The organism is Streptomyces sp. NPDC030809 (assembly GCF_055572195.1).
Genome location: NZ_JBVIDV010000022.1, coordinates 25297 through 40226, shown reverse-complemented (window position 1 = coordinate 40226; position 14930 = coordinate 25297). Strand labels below are relative to the sequence as shown.

Genomic DNA, 14930 nt, shown 5'->3' with positions numbered 1-14930 from the left:
CCCACCGGGCCGCCCGTCCTGGCGAAGGGGGATTCCCGTATGCCCGTCACCGTGGCCCGGTTCAATCTCGTCGATCCGCACGGCACCCCCGAGTCGCTCGCGGCCCGCTACCAGGCGGCCGTGGAGATGGCCGCGTATGCGGACGACCGCGGGATCGACACCGTGCAGACCGAGGAGCACCACGGCACGGCCAACAACTGGCTGCCCTCGCCGTTCGTGTTCGCGGGCGCCGTCTTCGGTGCCACGCGCCGGATCGCGGTCACGGTCTCCGCGATCATCGGCCCGCTCTACGACCCGCTGCGGACGGCCGAGGACATCGCGGTGCTGGACCTGGTCAGCGGCGGCCGGCTGGTCACGGTGGCGGGCATCGGCTACCGGCCGGAGGAGTACGAGCAGCAGGGCGTGGAGTGGGGCCGGCGCGGCCGGCTCCAGGACGAGCTGCTGGAGACCCTGCTCCGGGCGTGGACCGGCGAGGAGTTCACGTACCGGGGCCGGCGGGTGCGGGTGACCCCGCGGCCGTTCACCCGACCGCATCCCATGCTGCTGGTGGGCGGCAGCTCGCAGGCCGCGGCCCGGCGCGCGGCCCGGCTGGGGCTGCCGTTCTTCCCGAGCGCGCACCTGCCGGAGCTGGAGGCGTACTACCGGGAGCGGCTGGCGGAGTACGGGACGGAGGGGTTCTGCATGATGCCGGCGGCGCAGACCCCGCTGCTGCACCTCGCGGAGGATCCGGACCGGGCCTGGGACCTGTACGGGGAGCACTTCCTGCACGAGGCGGGCACGTACGCCTCCTGGCAGTCCAAGGACATCCGCTCGGCGGTGCGCTCGCGGGCCGGCACGGTGGCGGAGCTGCGGGCCGAGGGGGTCTACCGGATCCTGACCCCGGACCAGGCGGTGGGGTACGCGCGGGAGGCCGGGGAGGCGGGCAACCTGGTGCTGCACCCGCTGTGCGGGGGCATGCCGCTCGACGAGGGCTGGCGCAGCCTGCACCTGCTGTGCGAGCAGGTGCTGCCCCGGCTCAAGGGCTGAGCCGGGGCAGCACCGGGTGCGAGGAGAGGGGCAAGGGCGGGGTGGTCAGCCCATCTCCTCCAGCGCCTTGCCCTTGGTCTCCGGCACCCACTTGAGGATGAAGGGGATCGAGAGCACGGCGAAGGCGGTGTAGATCACGTACGCGCCGGACAGGTTCCAGTCGGACAGGGTCGGGAACGAGACGGTGATCGCCCAGTTGGCGACCCACTGGGCCGCGGCGGCCACGCCCAGGGCTGCGGCCCGGATGCGGTTGGGGAACATCTCGCCGAGCAGCACCCAGACCACCACGCCCCAGGAGAGGGCGAAGAAGAGGACGAAGGAGTGCGCGGCGATCAGGGCGACGGTGCCCTGGGCCTCCGGCATCGAGATCTCTCCGGCGACGTCCTTCTTGTACGAGAACGCCCAGGCGGCCAGGCCCAGGGAGAGGGCCATGCCCACCGAGCCGATGAGGGCGAGCGGCTTGCGGCCGATGCGGTCCACGAAGACCATCGCGATCACCGTGCCGATGATGTTGATGATCGAGGTGGTGAAGGAGTAGAAGAACGAGCTCGTGGGGTCGATGCCGACGGACTGCCACAGCGAGGAGCTGTAGTAGAAGATCACGTTGATGCCGACGAGCTGCTGGAAGACGGACAGGCCGATGCCGATCCAGACGATGGGCAGCAGGCCGAACCGGCCGCCGAGCAGGTCCTTGAAGCTGGACTTGTGCTCGGAGCGCATGGCCGCGTCGATCTCGCGGATCCGGGCGTCGAGGTCGGTGCCGGCGCCCTCGACCTCGCCGAGGACCTTCCTGGCCTGCTCGGTGCGGCCCACGGAGATCAGGAAGCGCGGGGACTCGGGGATGACGAAGGACAGCAGCCCGTAGAGCATCGCCGGGACCACCATGACGCCGAGCATCCACTGCCAGGCTTCGAGGCCGCCGATCTTTCCGCGCTGCTGGCCGTCGGCGAGGCTGAGGATGCCCCAGTTGACCAGCTGGGAGATCGCGATGCCGATGACGATCGCGGCCTGCTGGAAGGAGGCGAGCCGGCCGCGGTAGGCGGGCGGGGAGACCTCGGCGATGTACGCGGGGCCGATCACCGAGGCCATGCCGATGGCGAAGCCGCCGACGACCCGCCACATGGCGAGGTCCCAGAGCGCGAACGGCAGGGCGGAGCCGACGGCGCTGGCCGTGAAGAGGACGGCCGAGATCTGCATGCAGCGGATGCGGCCGATCCGGTCGGCGATGCGGCCGGCGGTGGCGGCGCCGATGGCGCAGCCGATCAGGGCCGCGGCGATCACCTGGGCGAGGGCCTCGGAGCCGATGGCGAAGCGGTCCCGGACGGCTTCGACGGCGCCGTTGATGACGGAGCTGTCGTAGCCGAAGAGGAAGCCGCCCATGGCGGCGGCCGCGGTGATGAAGATGACGTGGCCGAGGTGTTCCGGGTGGGGCGTTGGCCCGGAGCCCGGGGAGGTCGCCTGCGCTGTGCTGGTCAAGGTGTGCTCCGTGGGGGTTTCGTCCGTTATCCCAGTGGCGCACAGGTCAAGATCGGGCACCACCGGAAGACGGGGACAGCGGAGCGAGCCTATGTGTTCATTTTATGAAGTCAAGAGCGGGGGTACAGGTGTGCTTGACCTCATTTCGTTCAAGTACTGAACGAAAGAGCCCCCAAGAGCAGGTCAGCGGAGCCGCTGGCTGATCACCTTGGACACTCCGTCGCCCTGCATGGAGACGCCGTAGAGCGCGTCGGCGACCTCCATGGTGCGCTTCTGGTGGGTGATCACGATCAGCTGCGAGCTCTCCTGGAGCTCCTCCATGATCCGGATCAGGCGCTGGAGGTTGGTGTCGTCCAGGGCGGCCTCCACCTCGTCCATCACGTAGAACGGGCTGGGGCGCGCCTTGAAGATGGAGACCAGCAGGGCCACGGCGGTCAGCGACCGCTCGCCGCCGGACAGCAGGGAGAGCCGCTTGACCTTCTTGCCGGGCGGGCGGGCCTCCACCTCCACCCCGGTGGTGAGCATGTCGGAGGGATCGGTGAGCACGAGCCGGCCCTCGCCGCCGGGGAAGAGCCGGGAGAAGACCCCCTCGAACTCGCGGGCGGTGTCCCGGTAGGCCTCCGTGAAGACCTGCTCCACGCGCGCGTCCACCTCCTTCACGACCTGAAGGAGGTCGGCCCGGGTGCGGCGCAGGTCGTCGAGCTGCTCGCTGAGGAATTTGTGCCGCTCTTCCAGGGCCGCGAACTCCTCCAGGGCGAGCGGGTTGACCTTGCCGAGCTGCTGGTAGGCGCGCTCGGCGGCCTTGAGCCGCTTCTCCTGCTCGGCGCGGACGAAGGGGCCGGGCAGGTTGCGGGGGTGCTCCGGGTCCTCGGGCAGCTGCTCGCCCTCGGCGGGCGGGGAGGGGGGTACCGGCTGGTCGGGCCCGTACTCGCGGACCAGTCCGGCGGGCTCCATGCCGAACTCCTCCAGGGCCCGGCCCGCGAGCTGCTCGATGCGCAGCCGCTTCTCGGCGCCGAGCACCTCGCCGCGGTGCACCGAGTCGGTGAGCTTGTCGAGTTCGGCCTTGAGGTCGCGGCCGCGGGTGCGCTCCTCCGCGAGGGCCTGCTCCCGGACGCCCCTGGCCTGCTCGGCGGCGGCCCGCTCCTGTTCGGCCCGTACGACGGACACCTCGATGTGGGCGAGCAGCTGGCGGGCCGCGTCGGCCACGGCGGCGGCCACCTCGGCCTCATGGCGCAGCCGGGCGCGGCGGCGCTCGGCGCGGGCCCGGGCCTCGCGTTCGGCGCGCGCACCGCGGTCGAGGGCGTCGGCGCGGCCGGCCAGCCCCTTGACCCGCTCCTCGTGGGTGCGCAGTTGGAGGCGGGCCTCCATCTCGGTCTGGCGGGCGTTCGCCCCGTCGGCGGCGAGCCGGTCGCGGACCGCGGTGTCCGGCTCCTCCTCCACCGGGATCTCCTCGGCCGCCACCAGCCGGCCCGCCAGCTCGGCCACCTCGGCGAGCGCGCGCTCCAGGGCCTCTTCGGCGCGGGCGGCGGCCGAGGCGCTGCGCTCGGCCTCGCCGGCCGCGCCGCGGGCCACGCCGGCGAGCCGGCCCAGCTGCTGGGCGACCCCGGCTTTCTCCTTCTCCCCGGCCCGGCGCCGCTGCCCCAGCTCCTCGGCGCGGGCCGCGCAGCCTGCCCGGTGCGCGGCCGCGGCCTCCTGGGCGGCGGCGAGGTCGCGGCACCGGATGTCCAGCCGGCCGAGTTCGGCGGCGGCCTCGTCCACGGCGGCCTGCACCTCCAGCAGGCTCGGCGCCCCGGCGGCGCCGCCGTGCGCGAGGTGCGCCCCGAGCATGTCGCCCTCGACGGTGACGGCCAGGACCCCGGGCCGCTCGCGCACCAGCGCCTGCGCGGCATCGAGGTCGGCCACGACCACGTGGTCCCGGAGGATCCGTTCCAGCGCCCGCAGCAGCCCGGGCTCCCCGTCCACGAGCTGCACGACGGGTACGGGCACGGGCGCTGCGGCCGGTGCGGCGGGTCCGCCGTGCGCGGCTCCCGGTGCGGTCCCGGCGCCCGCGCCCGCCGGGACGCCGGTGTCCGTCCCGGCCGGGGCCGTCGCGGCGGACCGCCCCGCGCCCACGGCCGCTTCCGCACCGGCTTCCGCGCCCGTGTCCGCGCCCGTTTCCGGACCGGTTTCCGCACCCGCTTCCGCGCCCGTGTCCGGACGCACCCCGCGCCCCGCTCCGGGGTCCGCCGACGGGTGCGGCAGCCCGGGTACGGGGCCCGGGCGGCCGCCCTCGGGCCCGGCCGCGGAACCCCCGGCCGACGTACCCGCCGCGGGGTCCGCGGCGTCCGGTGCCCGCATGGGCTGCGGCACGGCTCCGGCCACCGCCCGGGCCCCCGCCTGCCCCGGCGCGGCGGTGCGGGCCGGATGCGGTACGAGGGGGTCGGCCGGGGCCGGGGCCCCGGCGGGGTCGGCAGCGGCCGGCGGGGTGATCAGGAAGGCGGCGCGGCCCGCGTCCTCGGTGCGCAGGTGGTGGATGGCCGCCGCGGCGGCGGCCGGGGAGCTCACGGCCAGGGCATCGGCAGCGGTGCCCAGGGCTGCCGCGACCGCGGCCTCGTAGCCGGGGGCGACCGTGAGCAGCCCGGCGGCCGGGCCGAGCAGCCCGGCCAGCCGGTCGCGGGCGGCGAGCAGCGCGCCGGTGCCGTCCTTGCGCCGCAGGCCGAGGGCGAGGGCCTCGTGCCGGGCGGCCACCGCCGCGCGGGACCGCTCGGCCGCGGTGGCCTCCTCCCGGGCCGCGGTGAACGCGGCCTCCGCGGCGGCGAGGGCCGCGCGGGCCGCCTCGTGTTCCTCGGCGAGGGCGGAGTCTTCGGCGTCCAGCCCGGCCACCTCGGCCGCCAGCTGCTCGTACTCCTCCTGCGCGGCCTCCGCCCGGGCGGCGGCGGCCTCGCGGGCCTCCGCCAGCCGGTCGATCTCCGCCTGCGCCGCGCCGGCCCGGGAGCGGGCCGCGCCCACCTGGCCGGAGAGCCGGGCCAGGCCTTCCCGGCGGTCGGCGATGGCGCGCGCGAGGTCCTTCAGCCGGCGCTCCTCCGCGGCCAGGGAGCGTTCGAGTTCCGCCCGGTGCTCGACCGTGTCCTCCAGGGCGCGCTCCGCGGCCTCCAGCGCGGCTTCGAGTTCCGCTTCCTGCTCGCGGATGCGGGCGGCCTCGCGTTCCATGTCCTCCGGATCGCGGCCGCGGCGCTCCTCCTCGACCGGGGTGCGGGCGCTGCGGACCCGGGCCTCGGCGAGGGAGGCGGTGCCGCGTACCCGTTCGGCGAGCTGGGCGAGCTCGTGCCAGGTCTGCTGGGCCTGCCGCAGCCGCGGGGCGAGCGCGGCGACCGCCGCCTCCAGTTCCGCTTCGCGGGCCAGGGCCGCCTTGAGCTGGGCCTCGGCGCTCTCCTTGCGTTCCTTGAGGGCCGCCTCGTCGGCGAGTTCGGCGTCGAGGGCGGCCTGCAGCGCGACGAGGTCGTCGGCGAGCAGCCGCAGCCGGGCGTCGCGCAGGTCGGCCTGGATCACGGCGGCCCGTCGGGCCACCGCCGCCTGCCGCCCCAGGGGTTTGAGCTGGCGGCGCAGTTCTTCCGTCAGGTCGTGCACGCGCGCGAGGTTGGCCTGCATCGCGTCGAGCTTCCGCAGCGCCTTCTCCTTGCGCTTGCGGTGCTTGAGTACGCCCGCAGCCTCCTCGATGAAGGCCCGCCGGCCCGCCGGGTCGGCGTGCAGGACGGAGTCCAGTCGGCCCTGGCCGACGATGACGTGCATCTCGCGGCCGATGCCGGAGTCGGACAGCAGCTCCTGGATGTCGAGCAGCCGGCAGGTGTCGCCGTTGATCTGGTACTCGCTGCTGCCGCCGCGGAACATGATCCGCGTGATGGTGACCTCGGCGTAGTCGATGGGCAGGGCGCCGTCGGAGTTGTCGATGGTCAGCGACACCTCGGCGCGTCCCAGCGGGGGCCGTCCGGTGGTTCCGGCGAAGATGACGTCTTCCATCTTCCCGCCGCGCAGGGACTTCGCGCCCTGTTCGCCCATGACCCAGGACAGCGCGTCCACCACATTGGACTTGCCCGACCCGTTGGGCCCCACGACACAGGTGATGCCGGGCTCGAAGCGCAGGGTGGTGGCGGAGGCGAAGGATTTGAATCCGCGGAGGGTCAGGGCCTTGAGGTGCACGCCGCCGGACTCTACCTGGCGCTTCCGGTTTCACCCATGAAGGTGCAGGGCACATCAGACCTTGAAGAAAACAGCCCCCCGCCTGGGCGAAGGCGAAAGAGAGAAGGGACGCCGAAGCGTCCCTTGCAGGTACTGCTGGAGTAGGGTCTTGCGTCACGCGGCAATCAGGTGAGCGCAGGCTCCGCCTGGGGTACGTCGATGTCAATGCTGTCCAGCAGCGAGTCTCCGTGCTGCGCGGCGGCGGTCAGCGCGTCGTTCTCGGACTGAATCCGTACGAGCTCGGACTCGAGGTCCTGGACGCGCTGCTGAAGCCGTCGCATCTCGGCGAGGAGTCGCGGGTCGGAACCGCCGACGTAACCGAGAAGCGCCTTTGCCATGATGGATGGTCCTCCACACTGAGTGACCGACCGAAGCGGTGTGGGTCGTGAGGGATTCGCACCCGCGATGCCCGGCAGTGTCTGTGTGTCACTGCGGTTCTTCTGCCGACACTGCCAAACAGCTAGGGTGCGCGGGGCTTCCAGCGTCTCACCAAAAAGTTTGACGGTCAACACGATCACGCCCCGTATCGGCGGGCAACCCGGGCCGCTCCAGCGGAACTGGAGCGGCGAGAAGATCGGCTCACTCCGAGCCTTCCACGCGACGGCCGGATCGGCAACGCCGGGTGTGATCTGCGTGAACACCGGATGCCCGGACCCGCTCCGCGCGGCCGCCGGTCAGCGGATCGCGAAGCCCTCGTAACCGCCGCGCGGCTCCCCCCATATTTCGGTCACCCCGTCGACCCGCCCGGGCGTGCCGGGCGACCGCAGCCAGTCGAGGAGCCGGTGGCAATTCTCACGTTGACCTTCGGCGACGACCTGCACCCGCCCGTCGTCGAGGTTGGAGGCGAAGCCGACGAGGCCTCCGATCGTCATGGCGTTCTCCCTGGTGAACCAGCGGAAGCCCACTCCCTGCACATGCCCGCGCACCCAGGCGGTCATGCGTACGTCGTCACTCATGCGCGCAAGCCAACCAGACGACGGGCCGGTGGTCACTTCGCCTTCCGGCGGTTTCGCGTACAGTCGCGGCTCAATGAGACTCACCCATTTGGGCGAGTAACGGCCGATCTTGGACCGGCCGAGTACGTGATCTTGTACGGCCAGGAGGGCCCGCCGATGGGACGCCACCGAAGCACCGCGCCGCGGCGCGGCAAGCGCACCACCGCCCCCGTGCGCACCGGCCTGCTCGGCGTCACCGCCGCGGCGGCGCTCGGGGTGGCCGCGGTGGCCTCCGGCCTGGTGCCGGTCGGCGACAACTTCGTCCTCGGCAGCAGCGAGTCCACCGCCACGGTGCAGGCGCAGCCGAAGGCCACCCCGAGCGCGCCCGCGCGCCCCGCGGGCGGCGGCGGCCTGAAGAGCCTCACCGACAGCTCGGGCTCCGGCACGGGCACCTCCGGTACGGGGCGCTCCGCGGCCTCCCCGGCCCCCAAGCCGGCTTCCGCTTCCGCCCGGCCCCCGGCCCGCCCCGCTGCTTCCGCTTCCGCCCGGCCCTCGGCCGAGCCGAGTACTCCGGCGCCCCGGCGGACCCCGGCACCCGCAGCCTCGACCGCCGCCAAGCCCCCGGCGAGCACCCCCGCCGGGGAGGAGTCGGCCGCGGAGGCCGCGGTGCTGGCCCTGGTGAACCAGGAGCGGGCCCAGGCCGGCTGCCGACCGGTCCGCCAGAACCCGCCGCTGGCGACGCTGGCCGGGGCCTTCAGCAAGGACATGGCGGTCCGCGGCTTCTTCGACCACACCGACCCGGACGGCGCGAACCCCTGGGACCGGGCCACGAAGGCCGGCATCTCGGGCCTGGGCGGCGAGAACATCGCCCGCGGCCAGGCCGACGCGGAGGCCGTGATGGCCTCGTGGATGAGCAGCCCCGGCCACCGCGCCAACATCCTCAACTGCGAGTTCCGCACCCTGGGCGTGGGCGCCCACTTCGGTGCGGGCGGCCCCTGGTGGACCCAGGACTTCGGCTTCTGACGCCTGCCGACCCGGTCCGGAACGAGCCGCGGGCCCCGTCGTGACGACGGGGCCCGCGGCTCGTTCGCTTCCTTGCGCCGCGCCCGGTCAGGCGGCCAGGACCGCGCGGCCGGCCGCGAAGACGCGGGCCTGCTCGGCGATGCGGCGGCCGAGGTGCTCGGCGGTGGCGATGTCCGCCTTGTGCACGCCCTCCGGACCCTCGTCGGAGTTGGTCTGGGCGGCGGCGCCGGAGAAGAAGCCGAGGCGGTTGAGGTCGTTCTCGGAGCCGGTGGTGGAGTTCCAGCCCGGCTTCAGGCCCAGGTTCACCCAGCTCATGCCGTGCTGCGCGGCCAGGGTCTGGAAGAACTGGAGGGTGTGCAGCTTGTCCCCGCTCTTGGAGCCGGAGTTCGAGAAGCCGGCGGCCAGCTTGTCCTGCCAGGCGTCGGTGAACCAGCGCTTCGAGGTGGCCTCGGCGAACACGTGGAAGGCGCCGGAGGCGGTGCCCATGTAGGTGGGCGAGCCGAAGACGATCGCGTCCGAGGAGTCGAGCAGCGCCCACTGGGCCTCGTCGATCTCGTCCACCTTGATCAGGTGCACGGTGGCGCCGGCGTCCTGCGCCCCGTCGCGGACGGCCTCGGCGATGACGGCGGTGTGGCCGTAGCCCGAGTGGTAGGCGATCGAGACGACGGGGGTCGGGGTGGTGCTCATGGGTCCTCCTCGGCAGTGCGCCGCCCCAGGACGGTTGCGGGGCGACCCCCAAAGGAAAGCACTAACTTTTGGGAAGCGCAAACTTTTCCTCAGCGCTTACCGTGCGAGAGTCAACGGGAGTACCCTCGTGGGCATGGAAGACACCGCCCCGGCCACCCAAGACCTGGCGTTCGATGCCTTCGCCCGGAACTGCCCCTCGCGGGAGACCCTGGGCCACGTCACCGGCCGCTGGGGCGCCCTGACGGTCGGCGCCCTCCACGACGGGGCGTGCCGGTTCAACGAGCTGCGCCGGCGCGTGGACGGCGTGAGCGAGAAGATGCTGTCCCAGACCCTCCAGGCACTGGAGCGCGACGGCATCGTGCACCGCGAGGCGCAGCCGACGAACCCGCCCCGGGTCGACTACGAGCTGACCCCGCTGGGGCACGGGGTGGCGGAGCGGCTCATTCCGCTAATTCGCTTCCTGGAGGAAGGCACTCCCGAGGTCCTGGCCTCGCGGGAGCGTTACGACGCCGGACGCGGCGCCCTCTGACAGCGCGGGCAGAAGTAGCTGGACCGGTTCATCCACGGGCGGCGCCGGATCGGGGTGCCGCAGCGCCGGCAGGGCTCGTCCTCGCGCCCGTAGGCGTCCAGCGACCGGTCGAAGTAGCCGGACTCGCCGTTCACGTTCACGTACAGGCTGTCGAAGCTGGTGCCGCCGACGGCGAGCGCCGCGTTCATGACCTCCCGGACGTGGCCGAGGAGTTCGGCGCTGCGCGGCCGGGTGAGGGTGGCCGTGGGGCGCTCGTAGTGCAGCTTCGTCCGCCAGAGGGCCTCGTCGGCGTAGATGTTGCCGACCCCGCTGATCAGCGACTGGTCGAGCAGGGCCCGCTTGACGGTGGAGCGCTTGGCGCGCAGCGCCAGGTGGTACGCGGTCTCGTCGAAGAGCGGGTCCAGCGGGTCCCGGGCGATGTGCGCGATCACGTCGGGCAGTCCGTCGGTGCTGCCCGCGGCGGCCTCGTGGAGGGAGAGCCCCCCGAAGGTCCGCTGGTCGACGAAGCGCAGCTCGGTGCCCCGGTCGTCGTCGAAGCGCAGCCGGATCCTCAGGTGCTTCTCGTCGGGGGCGTCCTCGGGCTGCACCAGCAGCTGGCCGCTCATCCCGAGATGGCCGAGCACCGACAGCTCGTGGCCCTCCAGGGGCACCCACAGGTACTTGCCGCGGCGCTGCGGGACCCCGAGGGTGCGGCCCGCCAGCCGGGCCGCGAAATCGGCTCCGCCGGCCGGGTGCCGGCGCACGGCACGCGGGTGCAGCACCTCGACCGCGGCCACGGTGCGCCCCGCCACCCACCGCTCCAGCCCGCGGCGTACGACTTCGACCTCGGGCAGCTCGGGCACGGTCTCTCCTGGGCAGGGCGGGCAGGACCCCGCCAGCCTATCGGCCCGGGCCGGCCGCCCGGAAAAGGGGACGGCCCCTCCGCACGGGGTGTGCGGAGGGGCCGTCGCCGGCAGAGCCGGGGTGAAGGAAGCGTCGGAACCTCAGGACGCCGAGGCGTCGGCGGGTGTCGGCGTCCCGCCGTCCGTCTCCGCGGCCACCGCGCCCGACCCGGCCGCGGCCTGGGCCGCGATCCGCTCGTCCGCGGCCGCGCGGATCGCGCGCCAGGCGGACTCGGCCGCCTGCTGTTCCGCTTCTTTCTTGCTGCGGCCGGTGCCGGTGCCGTACGAGACACCACCGACGCGGGCGGCAGCAGTGAAGGTCTTCTCGTGGTCCGGACCGGTCTCGGTGACCAGGTATTCGGGCACGCCGAGGCCTTCGGCAGCGGTGAGTTCCTGGAGGCTGGTCTTCCAGTCCAGGCCCGCACCGAGGTTGGAGGACTTCTCGATCAGCGGGTCGAAGAGCCGGTGCACCAGCTCCGAGGCCGCGTCGAGGCCCTGGTCGAGATAGACGGCGCCGATCACCGCTTCGAGGGTGTCGGCGAGGATGGAGGCCTTGTCCCGGCCGCCCGTGCCCTCTTCGCCCCGGCCGAGCCGGATGAAGGAGCCGAGTTCGAGGCCGCGCCCGACCTCCGCCAGCGCACGCGAGTTGACCACCGCGGCCCGCAGCTTGGCCAGCTGGCCTTCGGGCAGGTCGGGGTGGGTACGGTAAAGCGTGTCGGTGACCACCAGGCCGAGCACCGAGTCCCCGAGGAACTCCAGCCGCTCGTTGGTGGGCAGACCGCCGTTCTCGTACGCGTACGAACGGTGGGTCAGTGCACGCACCAGAAGGGCGGACTCGAGCTGATACCCGAGCCGCCCTTCCAGAAGCGTGTGGGACGAGGCCGCGTTGCTGTTGTCTGCCTGCTTCTTACTGCCGGCAACTTCAGACATTGCGCCTCTCACCAGCCGCTCAGACCGAGAGGACCTGGCGCTTGTTGTAGGTGCCGCAGCTCGGGCACGCGATGTGCTGCTGCTTCGGCTCCTGGCAACGCTCACACGAAACCAGGGGGGTGACCGCAGCCTTCCACTGCGACCGGCGGTGGCGCGTGTTGCTGCGCGACATCTTCCGCTTCGGAACAGCCACGGCTACTTCTCCTGCTTCTCGGCGGCGCGTGCAGATCCGGGCCCGTCGCCGCTCATGTTGTCCTTCTCGTCGTCCTGATCGGTCGCGACGAGTCCCTGCAGTGCCGCCCAACGGATGTCGACGGCATCGTGGTGGTGGTCCGGGTCCTCGTTCAGACTGGCCCCGCACTGGGGGCACAGACCGAGACAGTCCTCCCGACACACCGGCTGCGACGGCAGTGCGAGCACCACCGCGTCCCGCAGCAGAGGTTCGAGGTCGAACAGGTCGTCCTCGAGGAAGTACCTGTCCTCGTCGTCCTCGGCGTCGTCGGCCGGCTCCGCCACGGGGCGGCCCCGGCCATCGGCGTCAGGGTACGAGAACAGTTCCTGGAAGCGCGCATTGAGCTCACGCTCGAGCGGCTCCAGACACCTTACGCACTCCCCCACGGCCGATGCACGGGAGATGCCTGTGACAAGCACCCCTTCCATGACCGACTCCAGGCGGAGCCCCATCTGCACCGGAGAGCCTTCCGGCACTCCGATGACACCGGCGAGACCGAGGTCGGCCGGTGCGGGAACCGTGCGGGACACCTTCTGCATCGCACCAGGACGCCGACCCAGCTCGTGTGTGTCGAACACGAGAGGGTTGCGGTGGTCGAGGCGGCGGTTCAGGGCTGTTCCTGCTTTCGGATTCGCTGGGGAGAGCTGCCGGATGCCGCGGAGTCGAGGCACCGTGGGCAGCAGCGATCGCGGCTGCATACGCGCGACCGAAGAGCCAGGATACCCGGCGCTTCGCTCTGGGCCCAATCCGGGACCCCGTGGAGCCTACCGCCCCTGCTCGTATGCGCGCACCTGGTCGAGGTTGATCATGCTGGTGTCGAAGAAGCTCGTCTCGTCGAGCGCACCCCCGGCGTGCGGGGCCGGTCCGCGGCCGGGATCTCCGCCGTGGCCCGCGTGCTCCTGGTGCGTCCCGCCGTAGGGCGCGTAGCCGGGAGCTGCGCCCGCGGCGGAGTACGGGTCGGGCTGCTGCCCGTAGCCGTACGGGTCGGGCTGCTGGGCGTAGCCGTAGGGGTCCTGGTAGCCGTACGGGTCCGGCTGCTGCCCGGCGGTGCCGTAGGCGGCGGCGTAGGGCTCGTACGCGGGCTCCGGCTGGGCCTGGGCGGGGATGGCCGGGGCGGGCTCGGCGAGACCCGCGAGGAAGTCGGCGTCGCTCGTGGCGGTGCGCGGGTCGGCGGCGTCCTGGGCGGCCATGTGGGCGCCGAGGTCGTCGCTGGGGACCCGTCCGACGAGCTTCTGGCGGCCGCGGCCGACGGCCTCCAGGGTCGTGGCGAGCACGGCCTCGAAGGCGCCGAGCTTGGCGGCCATGTACTCGTCCGCGGAGGCGTAGCCCTCGTCGGCGAGGCCCGGCTCGTGGCCGAGGAGCTTGCCGCGGCCGCGCTCGACCGAGCCGATGGTCTTGGTGAGGACGACCTCGAAGTTGGCCAGCTTGCTGTCCACGTAGTCGTCCGCCTCGGCGCGGATCTCCTCCGCCTCGCGGCGGGCCTCGTCGAGGATGCGGTCGGCCTCCGCCCGGGAGCGGCGGGCCACCTCCGTGTCCGAGATCAGGGTGCCGCGCTGGAGGTGGGCGGACTCGATGATCCGCTCGGCCTCCTGGCGGGCCTCCTCCACGAGCTGGTCCCGGCCGCCGATGAGCTGCCGGGCCTGGGCGAGGGAGCCGGGCAGGGCCTGGCGCACCTCTTCCAGGAGGGCGAGCAGCTCGGCGCGGTTGACCACGCACGAGGCCGACATGGGCATGGACCGGGCGCTGCCGACCGCCTCGACGATCTCGTCGAGCTTCTTCTGCACGTCCACCTGTGCTCGCACTCTCTCGGCCTCGGCTGTTCCAGAGACGGACGGCACGACTGTACGGGGAGCAGGCGGCCGTCCGACACCGGATCCGGGGGCCTCAGCGGTTGGCCAGGCGTTCGACCAGGGCGCGGTTGACGGCGGGGGGCAGGAGGTGGGTCACGTCCCCGCCCCAGGCGGCGACCTCCTTGACCAGCGAGGAGGACAGGAAGCTGTAGGTGGGGTTGGTGGGGACGAAGAGGGTCTCGACCCCGGTGAGCCCGTTGTTCATCTGGGCCATCTGGAGTTCGTAGTCGAAGTCGCTGACGGCGCGCAGCCCCTTGACGATGGCGGGGATGTCGCGCTGCTTGCAGAAGTCGACGAGGAGGCCGTGGAAGGACTCGACCTCGACGTTGCCGTAGTCGGCGGTGACCTCGCGGATGAGTTCGATGCGCTCTTCGACGGTGAAGAGCCCCTGCTTCGACGAGTTGATCATCACGGCCACGTGTACGACGTCGTACAGCTTCGAGGCTCGTCCGATGATGTCGAGATGCCCGTTGGTGATGGGGTCGAAGGACCCCGGACAGACGGCGCGGCGCACGCGAACTCCCTCGCTCTCCGGTGCGGTCATGATGCGTTTTCGCTGGTTGAGGCGGCGTGACCGTACCAAAGGGTGCCTTCGCCGTAGCGCCGGGACCGCAGTGGCTCGAAGCCGTCGGGCCAGGGGAACGGCCCGCCTCTGGTGCTGCGCTCCACGGTGACGAGCGCATCCTCCGTGAGCCAGCCCTGGGCGCGGAGTGTGAGCAGGATCTCCCGAAGATCGTCGTTGGTGACGGCGTACGGCGGGTCGAGGAAGACGATGTCGTACGCCTCGGCGGGCGACGGTCCGGTCACGATCTGCTCCGCCTTGCCGGCCCGGAACTCGGCTCCGGGCAGGGCGAGGCTGCGGATGTTGTCGCGGATGGTCTTCGCGGCCTTCGGGTCGGCCTCGACCAGCAGGGCGTGGGCGGCGCCGCGGGAGAGGGCCTCCAGGCCCACCGCTCCGGAGCCGCCGTAGAGGTCGAGCACGCGGGATCCCTCGACCCCGTGGAGCGACTCCCAGGTGGAGAACAGGCCCTCCCGCGCCCGGTCCGAGGTCGGACGGGTGCCGGTGCCTGGCGGTACGGCCAGCCGGCGGCCGCCGGCCACACCGGCGATCACGCGGGTCATCAGGGTTTCCTTCGTCCGGCGGTC

15 protein-coding genes are annotated in these 14930 nt (G+C 72.7%); 3 read left to right on the top strand and 12 right to left on the bottom strand.

What is annotated here, in order from left to right:
- Positions 1-39: 39 nt before the first annotated feature.
- Entirely contained in the window at positions 40-1026 is a 987-nt protein-coding gene (locus ACZ407_RS26480) for an LLM class flavin-dependent oxidoreductase (RefSeq protein ID WP_468132411.1), read from the top strand.
- 45 nt (positions 1027-1071) lie between these two features.
- Here ACZ407_RS26480 and ACZ407_RS26475 read toward each other — a convergent pair whose 3' ends face one another.
- The 4 genes from ACZ407_RS26475 to ACZ407_RS26460 all read right to left on the bottom strand — a co-directional run bounded on the left by ACZ407_RS26475 (position 1072) and on the right by ACZ407_RS26460 (position 7673).
- Positions 1072-2502 carry a sugar porter family MFS transporter gene (locus ACZ407_RS26475; RefSeq protein ID WP_468132409.1) on the bottom strand — a complete coding sequence of 477 codons (1431 nt, stop codon included), beginning with the start codon at positions 2500-2502 and terminating at the stop codon, positions 1072-1074.
- Between the two features lie 183 nt (positions 2503-2685).
- Complete coding sequence (locus tag ACZ407_RS26470; protein ID WP_468132407.1) at positions 2686-6678, bottom strand: AAA family ATPase; 3993 nt, start codon at positions 6676-6678, stop codon at positions 2686-2688.
- Between the two features lie 164 nt (positions 6679-6842).
- Positions 6843-7055 carry a hypothetical protein gene (locus tag ACZ407_RS26465; RefSeq protein ID WP_150207136.1) on the bottom strand — a complete coding sequence of 71 codons (213 nt, stop codon included), beginning with the start codon at positions 7053-7055 and terminating at the stop codon, positions 6843-6845.
- Between the two features lie 336 nt (positions 7056-7391).
- Positions 7392-7673 (bottom strand): acylphosphatase, encoded by a 282-nt coding sequence (locus ACZ407_RS26460; RefSeq protein WP_468132405.1) that lies wholly within the window; start codon positions 7671-7673, stop codon positions 7392-7394.
- 156 nt (positions 7674-7829) lie between these two features.
- Here ACZ407_RS26460 and ACZ407_RS26455 point away from each other — a divergent pair, with 156 nt between their 5' ends.
- The gene (locus tag ACZ407_RS26455; RefSeq protein ID WP_468132403.1) at positions 7830-8675 is read left to right on the top strand and encodes a CAP domain-containing protein; all 846 of its coding nucleotides are present in this window, start codon (positions 7830-7832) and stop codon (positions 8673-8675) included.
- Between the two features lie 87 nt (positions 8676-8762).
- Here the strand turns inward: ACZ407_RS26455 and ACZ407_RS26450 are convergent, their stop codons facing one another.
- Complete coding sequence (locus ACZ407_RS26450; RefSeq protein ID WP_468132401.1) at positions 8763-9362, bottom strand: flavodoxin family protein; 600 nt, start codon at positions 9360-9362, stop codon at positions 8763-8765.
- A gap of 133 nt (positions 9363-9495) precedes the next feature.
- On the opposite strand from ACZ407_RS26450, the gene ACZ407_RS26445 reads away from it, so the two are divergent.
- Positions 9496-9891 (top strand): winged helix-turn-helix transcriptional regulator, encoded by a 396-nt coding sequence (locus ACZ407_RS26445; RefSeq protein WP_468132399.1) that lies wholly within the window; start codon positions 9496-9498, stop codon positions 9889-9891.
- Here the strand turns inward: ACZ407_RS26445 and mutM are convergent.
- The 7 genes from mutM to rsmD all read right to left on the bottom strand — a co-directional run bounded on the left by mutM (position 9864) and on the right by rsmD (position 14906).
- On the bottom strand, positions 9864-10733 hold the full coding sequence (gene mutM, locus ACZ407_RS26440; protein ID WP_468132397.1) for a bifunctional DNA-formamidopyrimidine glycosylase/DNA-(apurinic or apyrimidinic site) lyase: 870 nt from the start codon (positions 10731-10733) through the stop codon (positions 9864-9866). The genes ACZ407_RS26445 and mutM overlap by 28 nt on opposite strands.
- A gap of 141 nt (positions 10734-10874) precedes the next feature.
- A complete protein-coding gene (gene rnc, locus ACZ407_RS26435; RefSeq protein WP_468132395.1) occupies positions 10875-11702 on the bottom strand; it encodes a ribonuclease III in 828 nt (275 codons plus the stop codon).
- A gap of 19 nt (positions 11703-11721) precedes the next feature.
- On the bottom strand, positions 11722-11895 hold the full coding sequence (gene rpmF, locus ACZ407_RS26430; protein WP_030195083.1) for a 50S ribosomal protein L32: 174 nt from the start codon (positions 11893-11895) through the stop codon (positions 11722-11724).
- Between the two features lie 2 nt (positions 11896-11897).
- Positions 11898-12545, bottom strand: coding sequence for a YceD family protein (locus ACZ407_RS26425; protein WP_468132589.1), 648 nt, complete (start codon positions 12543-12545; stop codon positions 11898-11900).
- Positions 12546-12698: 153 nt separating this feature from the next.
- On the bottom strand, positions 12699-13724 hold the full coding sequence (locus ACZ407_RS26420) for a cell division initiation protein (protein ID WP_468132587.1): 1026 nt from the start codon (positions 13722-13724) through the stop codon (positions 12699-12701).
- 94 nt (positions 13725-13818) lie between these two features.
- Positions 13819-14298 carry a pantetheine-phosphate adenylyltransferase gene (gene coaD, locus ACZ407_RS26415; protein ID WP_468132393.1) on the bottom strand — a complete coding sequence of 160 codons (480 nt, stop codon included), beginning with the start codon at positions 14296-14298 and terminating at the stop codon, positions 13819-13821.
- Between the two features lie 26 nt (positions 14299-14324).
- The gene (rsmD, locus tag ACZ407_RS26410) at positions 14325-14906 is read right to left on the bottom strand and encodes a 16S rRNA (guanine(966)-N(2))-methyltransferase RsmD (protein WP_468132391.1); all 582 of its coding nucleotides are present in this window, start codon (positions 14904-14906) and stop codon (positions 14325-14327) included.
- Positions 14907-14930: the final 24 nt, after the last annotated feature.

What these genes read in the sequence shown, in the direction of transcription:
- ACZ407_RS26480 (WP_468132411.1), top strand. Translation starts at nt 40, where the DNA reads ATGCCCGTCACCGTGGCCCGGTTCAATCTCGTCGATCCGCACGGCACC.
- ACZ407_RS26465 (WP_150207136.1), bottom strand. Translation starts at nt 7,055, where the DNA reads ATGGCAAAGGCGCTTCTCGGTTACGTCGGCGGTTCCGACCCGCGACTC.
- ACZ407_RS26460 (WP_468132405.1), bottom strand. Translation starts at nt 7,673, where the DNA reads ATGAGTGACGACGTACGCATGACCGCCTGGGTGCGCGGGCATGTGCAG.
- ACZ407_RS26455 (WP_468132403.1), top strand. Translation starts at nt 7,830, where the DNA reads ATGGGACGCCACCGAAGCACCGCGCCGCGGCGCGGCAAGCGCACCACC.
- ACZ407_RS26450 (WP_468132401.1), bottom strand. Translation starts at nt 9,362, where the DNA reads ATGAGCACCACCCCGACCCCCGTCGTCTCGATCGCCTACCACTCGGGC.
- ACZ407_RS26445 (WP_468132399.1), top strand. Translation starts at nt 9,496, where the DNA reads ATGGAAGACACCGCCCCGGCCACCCAAGACCTGGCGTTCGATGCCTTC.
- rnc (WP_468132395.1), bottom strand. Translation starts at nt 11,702, where the DNA reads ATGTCTGAAGTTGCCGGCAGTAAGAAGCAGGCAGACAACAGCAACGCG.
- rsmD (WP_468132391.1), bottom strand. Translation starts at nt 14,906, where the DNA reads ATGACCCGCGTGATCGCCGGTGTGGCCGGCGGCCGCCGGCTGGCCGTA.